The sequence below is a fragment of the Desulfothermus sp. genome (assembly GCF_053993635.1).
On sequence record NZ_JBMYBT010000143.1, the window covers coordinates 1 to 10,099 of the forward strand.

At 35.1% G+C, this 10,099-nt stretch carries 11 protein-coding genes; 4 read left to right on the forward strand and 7 right to left on the reverse strand.

Features of this window, described 5'->3' with window-relative positions; translation table 11 throughout:
• Window positions 1–144, forward strand: a 144-nt coding sequence (locus ACY2V1_RS10660) for an ATP-binding protein (protein WP_461834791.1), incomplete at its 5' end; no start/stop codon positions are given.
• A 44-nt stretch (window positions 145–188) separates the two neighbouring features.
• Here the strand turns inward: ACY2V1_RS10660 and ACY2V1_RS10665 are convergent.
• On the reverse strand, window positions 189–368 hold the full coding sequence (locus ACY2V1_RS10665; RefSeq protein ID WP_461834781.1) for an AlbA family DNA-binding domain-containing protein: 180 nt from the start codon (window positions 366–368) through the stop codon (window positions 189–191).
• A 531-nt stretch (window positions 369–899) separates the two neighbouring features.
• Here ACY2V1_RS10665 and ACY2V1_RS10670 point away from each other — a divergent pair.
• The 3 genes from ACY2V1_RS10670 to ACY2V1_RS10680 are packed head-to-tail and all read left to right on the forward strand — an operon-like array spanning window position 900 to window position 3,707.
• The gene (locus tag ACY2V1_RS10670; protein WP_461834782.1) at window positions 900–1,973 is read left to right on the forward strand and encodes a glycosyltransferase; all 1,074 of its coding nucleotides are present in this window, start codon (window positions 900–902) and stop codon (window positions 1,971–1,973) included.
• Between the two features lie 17 nt (window positions 1,974–1,990).
• On the forward strand, window positions 1,991–2,713 hold the full coding sequence (locus ACY2V1_RS10675; RefSeq protein WP_461834783.1) for a polysaccharide deacetylase family protein: 723 nt from the start codon (window positions 1,991–1,993) through the stop codon (window positions 2,711–2,713).
• A 4-nt stretch (window positions 2,714–2,717) separates the two neighbouring features.
• Window positions 2,718–3,707: a glycosyltransferase family 9 protein gene (locus ACY2V1_RS10680; RefSeq protein WP_461834784.1), complete on the forward strand. Its 990-nt coding sequence runs from the start codon at window positions 2,718–2,720 to the stop codon at window positions 3,705–3,707.
• On the opposite strand, the gene ACY2V1_RS10685 is transcribed toward ACY2V1_RS10680, so the two are convergent.
• The 6 genes from ACY2V1_RS10685 to ACY2V1_RS10710 all read right to left on the reverse strand — a co-directional run bounded on the left by ACY2V1_RS10685 (window position 3,690) and on the right by ACY2V1_RS10710 (window position 9,698).
• Window positions 3,690–5,213 (reverse strand): ABC transporter ATP-binding protein, encoded by a 1,524-nt coding sequence (locus ACY2V1_RS10685; RefSeq protein WP_461834785.1) that lies wholly within the window; start codon window positions 5,211–5,213, stop codon window positions 3,690–3,692. The two genes, ACY2V1_RS10680 and ACY2V1_RS10685, sit on opposite strands and share 18 nt — an antisense overlap.
• A complete protein-coding gene (gene gpt / locus ACY2V1_RS10690; protein WP_461834786.1) occupies window positions 5,206–5,694 on the reverse strand; it encodes a xanthine phosphoribosyltransferase in 489 nt (162 codons plus the stop codon). Before gpt ends, ACY2V1_RS10685 begins: the two co-directional genes overlap by 8 nt.
• A gap of 13 nt (window positions 5,695–5,707) precedes the next feature.
• The gene (locus tag ACY2V1_RS10695) at window positions 5,708–6,628 is read right to left on the reverse strand and encodes an ABC transporter permease (protein ID WP_461834787.1); all 921 of its coding nucleotides are present in this window, start codon (window positions 6,626–6,628) and stop codon (window positions 5,708–5,710) included.
• Between the two features lie 4 nt (window positions 6,629–6,632).
• Window positions 6,633–7,691 (reverse strand): ABC transporter permease, encoded by a 1,059-nt coding sequence (locus ACY2V1_RS10700; RefSeq protein ID WP_461834788.1) that lies wholly within the window; start codon window positions 7,689–7,691, stop codon window positions 6,633–6,635.
• A gap of 38 nt (window positions 7,692–7,729) precedes the next feature.
• Window positions 7,730–8,785, reverse strand: a complete 1,056-nt coding sequence (locus ACY2V1_RS10705; RefSeq protein WP_461834789.1) for a BMP family ABC transporter substrate-binding protein — start codon at window positions 8,783–8,785, stop codon at window positions 7,730–7,732.
• Window positions 8,786–8,918: 133 nt separating this feature from the next.
• A complete protein-coding gene (locus ACY2V1_RS10710; protein ID WP_461834790.1) occupies window positions 8,919–9,698 on the reverse strand; it encodes a nitrilase-related carbon-nitrogen hydrolase in 780 nt (259 codons plus the stop codon).
• Window positions 9,699–10,099 lie beyond the last annotated feature (401 nt).

A 10,099-nucleotide genomic window follows, 5' to 3' on the forward strand; every position in this document is an offset into this window, starting at 1 on the left:
CGACCTTTTGAAGAATGGGCTAATATATTTGGTGATGCTGTCCTTGCATCTGCTATTGTAGATAGAATTGTCCATCATTCTCATATAATAAAAATATTAGGCAAAAGTTATAGAATGAAGGAGTTAAATAAATCTAAAAATTAGCCTAAATAGGGTGGGGAATTTTAAGGGCCCTAACATGGGGATTTTTAATTGACTTTAACATTAATTACAAATTCAGGATCAATGCCCACAATTTTGCCATTATCTTTAACTCCCAGAAGAATATGTCCGCCAATACGGTTTAGAAATGCACAAATGGTCTGATAAACATCTTTATTAAGAGCCTTTTTACTCTCTTTGAATTCAATGTTTATACATTCACCCATTTGAATTAGTTTTATAACATCCTATTCTGTCATTTTATTCCTTCTTTTTCTATATTTATTTCTAAATTACGTCTGGTTGACATGAGGAGAAAAAGAGGCATCTCTCCCAGTGGATATACCATCATCAAAGAATAAAGGAAGAAAGCCCAATGAAATATGACTTAAAAGAGATTTTCGAATTTATTCAGAAAGAAGTCAAGAGGGTGGTGAAAGAAATGATTTAAGGATTTGGCTTTAGAAGAAAGGGCTGTGTATCTTGAAGAGTATCCTTAAGACTAAGGGTAGGGAAGCTTTGACAGAATCTCTTAAACCCATTTATAGGGCATCAAATCCTAATTAAAAATAAAGAGATATTCTTTTAGGGTAAAATTTAAGATATAAGGCTTAATATATTGAAATTATTGTAAAAAAGATATATATTATAAGAAAAAAAGAGTTGTTGGCTTATTATAAAAAAACGATTATTCAGACTATTGTTTGTGGATGTTAAAGGGGATTGGTGAAGTTTAATTTATATAAAGGTCTCATGTGATGATAAGGACTCTTCATTTAATAGGAAGCAAGGGCCTTGGGGGAGCAGAGAAATGGTTTTTTAAGTGTACCAAGGCCCTGAGGGAATATGGAATTTATGTGTATACAGGCATTAGGGCTGGGAGTGAACTGGAAGATTTAGCAAAAGAGAGCCAATTTAATTTTTGTCTGCCCTTTTATACTGTATGGGACCCTATATCCAGGTTTAGTATTTCCAAATTAGTGAATAGATTAAGGCCTGAGATAGTACAGACATATATGAGCCGAGCCACTAGGCTTACCAGAATTTCTCCCAAAAAAGCAGTCCATGTAGCAAGGCTTGGTGGCTATTATGGCCTCAAAGCCTTTAAACATGCCCACGCATGGATTGGGAATACAAAAGGGATTTGTGACTATTTAATCCAAAATGGTTTTCCCAAGGAAAAAGTTTTTTATATAACCAATTTTGTTGACCTGCCTAAGCTTGCTCCCAGAGAAAAACTCAGAAAACTCAAAGATAAAATGGGTATTTTAGACGAGGACTTTATTATGGTTCATCCAGCCAGGTTCGTGCCTGTTAAAGGACATGAAACCCTGTTTAAAGCAGTACATCTTCTTGCCAATGATAGAGAGTTAAAAAGGAGCTTTAAGATTATATTGCTTGGAGATGGCCCACTTAAGTCCCATCTTTTCCAGCAGGCAAACAAACTAGGTATAGATAAATATTTAATATGGGCGGGATGGCAAAATAATGTCTCTATGTATTATCAGTTATCTAATCTAGTAGTCTTTCCTTCTATGGAGCAGGAGACTCTGGGAAATGTAATATTAGAAGCATGGGCACATAAAAATCCTGTTGTATGTACCAGATTTAGGGGAGCAATGGAGATTACAAAAGACTTAGAAGATGTTATACAGGCAGATTGTCTTGATTCAAAGGCACTATATTTTGCTATTAAAAGGGCAATTATGGAAAAAGATCTCAGAGATTATATTGCTGAAAATGGATATAAAAAAGTTATCAAGCATTTTACAAAAGAGATTATTGTTAATCAGTATATTGAAGTGTATAAATATCTTTTAGAAAAAACTTAATTATTGGATATATAAAAATGTCTATATCAGTTTTGATGTATCATCAAATTGGCAATTTTTCAAAAATAAGATCCCATAGATCCACATATTGTAGATGGAAGAGATTTAGATCCCAGATGTGGTTTTTAAAATTTTTTGGTTACAATGTTATTTCAATAGATAGTTTATTGAACATAATTAAAAAAAATTCCTTTTTAAAAAAAAGGACAGTAGTTTTGACATTTGATGATGGATATGCAAACTTTTATAAATATGCATATCCAATCTTAAAAAAATACAATTTCCCGTGCATTGTTTATGTTTTGTCAAATTTAATTGGCTCAAGGGCAATCTGGTTCAAGAAAGAGGGACGAGAGGATCCACCATTACTTACAAAGGAGCAAATATTGGTTTTAAAAAACAAAGGAGTGGACTTTGGATCCCATGGAAGAAATCATGTAAAACTCGCCCAGGTGCCATTAGAAATTGCAAGTGAAGAAATTAAAAAGAGCAAAATAGAATTAGAAGAGATGTTGGGATTTAAAATAGACCATTTTTGTTACCCTTATGGGAGTTTAAATAAAGATGTAAAAGAGATAGTGAAACAGGCTGGTTACAAAAGTGGTGTTAGTTGCTATAGGGGTGCAGTGTATCCTGGCGTAGATCCATTTGAGATCCCCAGAAAGGCCATATCTTTTGGGGACAATTTAATTGGATTTTTCTGGAAATTAGAATTTAAAAACAGGTTAAAAAAGGGATAACTCATTGAATATTTTGATTTTTAGATTGTCTGCAATTGGTGATATTATAATGGCATCAGGTATTTTGCCATGTATAAAAAATCATTATCCTTCAGCTAATATTACATGGGTGGTTCAACAGGAATACAAGACACTTCTTGAAGATTCTCCATTTATTGATGTTGTAATTCCAATAAAGAGAAAAGAACTCTCCATTCTATTAAAAAGTGGTAAGATTGGTAATTTTATAAAAGAGTGTTTCACTACAATATCTAGTATTCGTAAAAGAAGATACAATCTAGTTTTGGATCTACAGGGGATATGGAAAAGTGGTATATGGAGTCTTTTTTCCATAGGAAAAAATAGGATAGTTGTAGATCCAAAGGAAGGAGTAGGTATTCTTTATAAAAAAAAGATATTATCTAATCCCTTTGATAAGCAAATTGGTGCAGAGTATAAACTTGTTTTAAATGCGCTTTCTATTTCTAATGATAAATACATGCTTGGTATAAACACACAAGATCCTCCTATTCAATTAAATGATAGGTTCGTTGTGTTGTGTCCTTTTACAACCAGGGTTCAGAAATTCTGGATTGATGATTATTGGAAAGAAATTGTAAAATATATTAGATCCAGAGGATATAAACTAGTTGTATTAGGTGGTCCATCTGATAAAACATTGGTGAAAAAGATATTTTCAGATTTTTCAGATATAGTTAATTTAGTGGGAAGATTAACTATAAACCAGTGCCTTGGTGTGATAAAAGGGGCAAGTGCTGTAATTGGAGTAGATACTGGTCTAACCCATGGAAGTATGCTTTTAAAGAGGCCAACTATTGCTATATTTGGTTCCACCTGTCCTTACCTGGATACAGGATTTAATAATGGAGTGGTCTTGTATGAAAAGATGTGGTGTTCTCCATGTAAGAGAAATCCTACCTGTAAGGGTGAGATGGATTGTATGAAAAACATAACTCCAAGAAAGGTTATTTCTATTTTAGAAAACTGGCTCTAGTCCTTTACTTTTATTTGACTTATTAATACCCGCAATATACATTCCAATATTATCCACTTTTTCTTTGTCATTGGCATGGAAGGTTATGATTATCCTGCCTTTAAATATAACTGAAATAATATCTGAAAGGGCCAATGCCTCTTTTAGATCACCAGTTAAAAGTAAAATGCCAGCGTCTTTTTTTGCCTCAATTAGATATTTCCACACCTCATTTGTTGCGGCAATATCAAGTCCTTGAGATGGTTGTTCTGCTATTATGAGCTTGGGCTTTTTAAAAAGTTCCCTTGCCACCACTACTTTTTGTAGATTTCCACCAGAGAGTTGTCTTGCTTTTAAATTTACATCCAAAGGGCGGACCTTATATTTATCCAGCCATTTCAGTGCATGGTTTTTGACCTTTTTATTTTTCACAAAAATACCCTTTGAAAAGATATTTCTTGTGGTTAAAAGGAAATTTTCCCAGACAGTCAGTTCCATGCAGCATCCCATGTTGGTCCTGTCTTCAGGTATGTAACCAATGTTTTTTAACATCTTATTTTTTTTATAGAAATCATCCCATCCAAATCCCAGTATATTAACCTCACCTGCAATTGGTTTTTTAAATCCATAGATGATATCAATTAGCTCCCTTTGGCCATTTCCTGCCACTCCCACTACTCCGTGTATCTGGCCTCTTTTCACCTCAATTGATACATCAGTTACTGTTTCGCCTGTAACATTTTGTAATTTTAATACAGTGTCCTGGGTTTTTATTGGGTCCTTTTTGATATTTAAAACTACCTGTTTGCCCACCATTTTTTTTGCAAGGTCTTCAGGAGATGATACCTTGTTGGTTTCGATTTTTTCTATAATTTCTCCTTTTCTAAGGATTGCTATTTCATCTGATATGTCCAGGACTTCCTCTAGCTTGTGGGAAATAAAGATTATTGCCTTTCCTTGTTTTTTTATGTTTTTGAGGGAATTAAATAGGTTTTTAGTTTCAACAGGTGTGAGCACTGTGGTAGGTTCGTCGAGTATAAGCAGTTGAACATCCTTATACAGTAGCTTTAAAATTTCTACCCGTTGTCTTTCTCCCATGGATAGGTCTTTTATTTTTTTTCTGGGATCAACGTGTAAGCCGAATAGATTGGACAATTCTTCTATGTTTGACAGAAATTTTTGTTCTTTAAAAATTACATACGACCTATCCCCCAAAACAATATTTTCCAGTGCACTAAAGGCAGGTATGAGTTTAAAGTGTTGGTGAACCATGCCTATTCCAAGTTGTGTAGAGTGTTTTGGGGATCTTATTTTTTTCTCTACGCCATTTATTATTATCTTTCCAGAATCAGGGGAAAGATTTCCAGATAGAATTTTCATTAAAGTTGACTTACCTGCTCCATTTTCTCCCAATATGGCGAGAATTTTACCCTTATAGACATCAAGAGAGATGTTTTTGTTGGCAACAATATTCCCAAATTTCTTATTTATGTTTACAAGGGATACAAATGGAAGTTCTTTATTCATATTGTTTTCTTTTTTTTATTATTGGTTCACTAAATTTAGGTTCACTATCCCATGGAAATAAGATCCATGTATCCTGGCTTACTTCAGTTACGTATATATCCACAAGTGGTCTTCCAGCTGGTTTAGCATATACAGTTGCAAAAATGCTTTCAGGTAACATGGACCTGATTGTCTTAGCAGTCTGACCAGTATCCACTAAATCATCAATTATTAACCAATTTTCAGAATCTGTTATATCAATTGATTTGAGTACATTTATTTGCTGTTGTTCTTGATAGTCATAGGATGAGATACAAACAGTATCCACAACTCTTATTTCAAGTTCTCTGGCAATTATAGCAGCTGGAACTAGCCCGCCTCTGGTAATGGCTACTATACCTTTAAATTGTTTTATATCCATTAATTTCCATGCAAGGGCTTTGGAATCTCGGTGCAGCTGATCCCAGGTAACTGGAAATATTTTTTTATATCTATCACTCACAACTAAGTTCCTCCTAATCTTTGGGCTCAAGATTTATGCCAAGCCCCATTGGTCCCCATGATCCCTTATGTGTCTTGGATGCAATTGTTAAAACAAGGATAGTTAATATATAGGGGAGCATGAGTAGAATAGAAGAGGGTATTTGTGTGCCAGATGCCTGTAAACTCAACTGAAACGCCATAATTCCCCCAAACAAATAGGCACCAATAACGGCCCTAAATGGGTTCCAGAAGGCAAAAATAACAAGGGCAACTGCAATCCATCCCCGTCCTGCAACCAATCCATTGGTCCAGATATGGGTGTAGGCAAGTGAAAGATATGCCCCGCCTATGCCTGTTAAAAATCCACCACCTAAAATTCCAAGGGACCTTAAAAAAGTAACATTTAGGCCTGAGCTTCTGGCACCTTCTGGAAATTCCCCTGCTGCCCTTATCTCTAGTCCCAATCTTGTTTTGTCCAATAAAAACCATATCATAACAGGGAGAATATATGAAAAATAGACCAAAATGTCCTGTTTAAAGAAAATATCACCGATTATTGGAATTTTTGATAGACCAATAAAATCCATCTTATGAAAACCAAGGGTCTTTTCTCCTACAAATGGAGTACCCCAAAAATTGCTTAGTCCTGTTCCAAGTATGGTAAGTGCAAGGCCAGAGACAATTTGATTTGCCTGGAAAATGAGTACAGATATAGCGTGGAGCAAAGCAAGAGAGGCGGCTCCAATCCCTCCACCTAAAACCCCCAGATATGGATTGCCAGTTATTTTTGTTATAAAAAATCCACAAAAGGCACCAATTAGCATCATTCCTTCAACACCGAGGTTAAGGACACCACTTTTTTCTGTTATTATTTCGCCTAGTGTGGCATATAAGATTGGAGTTCCTGCCTGGATAGTTGCAGCAGTTGTGGCAACAACTATATCTATATTCATTTAATTATTCCTTTTTTATTGATATTTTGTATTTTTCAAAGAATTGAAAGCTAACAACAAATATCAAGATCATACCCTGGATTATCATACCATAGGCCTCAGGCACCTGCATCTCTAGTTGTAGTCCCTCAACTCCAACTAACATTGCGCCAAGAAAGTAAGAAAAGATTCCCATCCCAATGGTAGAGAGCCTGGCAAGCCAGGCTACAATTATGGCCTTATACCCATATCCTGCTATAACGCTTGGTTGTAGTCTGCCCACAGTGGATACAGTTTCTGTAAAGCCTGCTATACCACAAATTGCACCGCTTAAAAATAACACAAAAATAATTAGTTTTTTTCTTGGGATATGGGAATATCTTGCCACATTTTCGTTTTCTCCACTAACCTTTATTTCATATCCAATCTTTGTGGTCTGAAAAAATATTTTATACAGAACGCCTAAAATAATGCAGATATAAATGGTTTTATATAAAGGAGTATTTGAAATAGTTGATATTGTGCCATTTTCACCAAATTGTACACTCATTGGAAAACCAAGTGAAGTTGGATCCTGCCACGGACCATAGACTAAATAATCTATCAAAAGTATTCCCACATAATTAAGCATCAAGGTAGTGATAATTTCATTTGCGTCAAAATATACTTTTAAAATTGCAGGAATAACCCCAAATAATCCCCCAAGGATTGCAGATGATGTAAACATAAGTGGAATTAAAAAATACCAGGGTAGATTTGGAAAATAAAGATATACAAAGGTTGCACCAATGGCACCTAAGGCGTATTGTCCCTCTCCTCCTATGTTCCAGATCTGCATTTTAAAAGAGATTGACAGGGCAATTGCACACAAAAATAATGGTATAGCCTTGTTTAAGGAATCAAAAAATGCATATGTAGAACCAAAACCACTTTTTAGAAAAATAACTATGCCAGATAAAGGGGATTTCCCCAGGGTAGCAAGTAATAGTGAACTAACACTTAAGGCCAGGAGCACTGCTACCACCGCAAGTAACACGCTCCTGGCCTTTGACTGTGTATATACTTTTTTTATCTGAATCTTCATTTTATGTGGAACTACATATTTTTTACCATTTCTGCTAATTATTTTGTTGATCCTATGACACCGTCCACGAACCAGTTCATGGACCAGATTTCAGTATCTGTCATTTTTTCTCCAGGTTTTACCCGAAGTTTTTTGTTTTGATCATAAATAGGGCCTTTGAATATTACAAATTCTTTTTTGATTATCTTATCTCTAATCTTCATTACCTCATCTCTCACATTTTTGGGGACCATTTTCCCAAAAGGAGCTATGTCAACTACGCCCTGATCCATACCTGCCCAGATATTTGAAGATTTCCATTTATGCTCTTTTACTTCCATTACTATCTTTTTATACAGATTTCCCCATTTCCATATTGCTGCAGTTAAATGGGCATTGGGTGCAAATTTGGACATATCAGAGTTATAGCCAATTGAATAAACATGTGCTTCTTGGGCTGCTTCCTGTGGTGCTGGAGAGTCCACATGTTGTGTGATAACGTCGGCCCCTACATTTAAGAGGCTTTTAGCTGCTTCTTTTTCTGTTGCTGGGTCATACCAGCTTTTGGTCCAAACCACTCTGACAACCACCTTTGGATTTACAGACTTTGCACCTAGAGTAAAGGCATTAATTCCCCTAATTAATTCTGGTAAAGGATATGCGGCCACATACCCCAGGACATTGGTCTTGGTCATATATCCTGCAACCATCCCTGTTAAATACCGTGCCTGGTACATCCTTCCAAAGTATGTGCCCACATTCTTTGCCCTTTTAAATCCAGAACAGTGCATAAATATTACATTTGGAAACCTCTTAGCCACCTTTATAACTGAATCCATATAACCATAGCTAGTTGCAAAGATCAGGTCATATCCTTTTCTCGCCATATTTGTTAACACTCGTTCTGCATCCTGACCTTCTCTGATAGATTCTAAATAATAGGTCTTTACTCCAGGTAACTTGGCAACTTCCTTTCTACCTAAATCATGGGCATAGGAATAACCTGCATCCCCAACTGGAGATACATAAATAAAGCCAACTTTTAAATCCCTGGCATAAGATGTGGCTGTAAAAAAAAGAAAAATGGCAAATAAATAAAACACATTCCTTTTCATTGACGCACTCCTTTTTTGATTTTTTTATAAAATTGTCTTTCCAATGCACCTATTGTTTTAAATTTAATTTATGGCTACAAAGGAAAGATGCATTGCATTTTTTGCTTAGTCAATCAAGGTTCTTTCAGTCAAGTCAATTTAAAATGTCCTTTTGTCTGTGTTCTAGGCAGGGAAGGGTTTTTCTTATTTTTTCAATGCGATCTTTTTTTATGGACACGTATATTAAATTTTCTTCTTCTCCAGCATCGCACAATTGAATCCCAAATGGGTCAAAAATAGAGCTCCTGCCACAAAAGTTGCTTCCACAGAGATTTGAGCACAAAACATACATGGTATTTTCAATTGCCCTGGCCTTTAGCAGGGTAATAAAATGGTCTTCTTTGTATTTTCCCATATACCAACCAGAACATATGATACTAACTTCCGTGCCTTTTTGTGCTTGGTATCTATATAATTCAGGAAATCTCAAATCATAACATATGGATACGCTTATCTTAAATCCCATATAATCTATGATTTCTGGGGGTTTGTCCCCAGGTAAAACCAGGTTGGATTCATTATAACCCAGCGAATCAAAGAGATGAAGTTTTCTGTATAATATTGAGGTTGATCCATCATTTTTTACAAAAATAGCAGCGTTATAAGGTTTTTCTCTTTCTGGTTCCCATGCAGTAGTTATGATATCTATTTTGTTTTTTTTAGAAATATCTATTAATTTTGTTACATAGGTGCTAAAGTTAGATGAGAGTAATTTTGGAGTGTTTGCTTTATCAATAACTCCCATGGCCATTTCAGGAAATACAACTAGGTCTATATGGTATTTTTTTGCCTTATTACAAAAATATTCAATTTTTTTTAAACTTTCAAAAGGTGATTTATAACCAGCAAGTTGGCAAACACCAATTCTTAACATCATCACCTCCTGCTAATTGGAACAGTTTTGTGATAATAAATGGATTTTCCGTCACAGGATAGGGATAATGGATAGTGTATAGATCCCCAAAAGTAAAGAAAGTAATACCCCCAAAAAGTATACACTTAAAATATTTTTCAAGCAGCCCCATGAAAAAATCCAAAAATCTGAATCAGACTGCTTAACATATCAACAATCTAAAATGAATTGTTTTTTAATAGCATTATTAATCAGTTGACTTAATTGCTCTTTATGGATTTCTGTTTATAGAAGCAGATTGACATTGATAATTGGAGCAGGAGTCAAAGTAGATAGTTCTTGCAAGAGTTTTGTTTTCCCGCAACCTTAGAGGCCAACCAACAAGATCAACCGAAAATAAAGCTCTTTGACTTTACTGATTT

Bases quoted from the DNA above. Each gene is read 5' to 3' on its own strand.
- ACY2V1_RS10695 (WP_461834787.1), bottom strand. From the start codon at position 6,628: ATGAATATAGATATAGTTGTTGCCACAACTGCTGCAACTATCCAGGCA.
- ACY2V1_RS10675 (WP_461834783.1), top strand. From the start codon at position 1,991: ATGTCTATATCAGTTTTGATGTATCATCAAATTGGCAATTTTTCAAAA.
- ACY2V1_RS10700 (WP_461834788.1), bottom strand. From the start codon at position 7,691: ATGAAGATTCAGATAAAAAAAGTATATACACAGTCAAAGGCCAGGAGC.
- ACY2V1_RS10710 (WP_461834790.1), bottom strand. From the start codon at position 9,698: ATGTTAAGAATTGGTGTTTGCCAACTTGCTGGTTATAAATCACCTTTT.
- ACY2V1_RS10670 (WP_461834782.1), top strand. From the start codon at position 900: ATGATAAGGACTCTTCATTTAATAGGAAGCAAGGGCCTTGGGGGAGCA.
- ACY2V1_RS10685 (WP_461834785.1), bottom strand. From the start codon at position 5,213: ATGAATAAAGAACTTCCATTTGTATCCCTTGTAAACATAAATAAGAAA.
- ACY2V1_RS10705 (WP_461834789.1), bottom strand. From the start codon at position 8,785: ATGAAAAGGAATGTGTTTTATTTATTTGCCATTTTTCTTTTTTTTACA.
- ACY2V1_RS10665 (WP_461834781.1), bottom strand. From the start codon at position 368: ATGGGTGAATGTATAAACATTGAATTCAAAGAGAGTAAAAAGGCTCTT.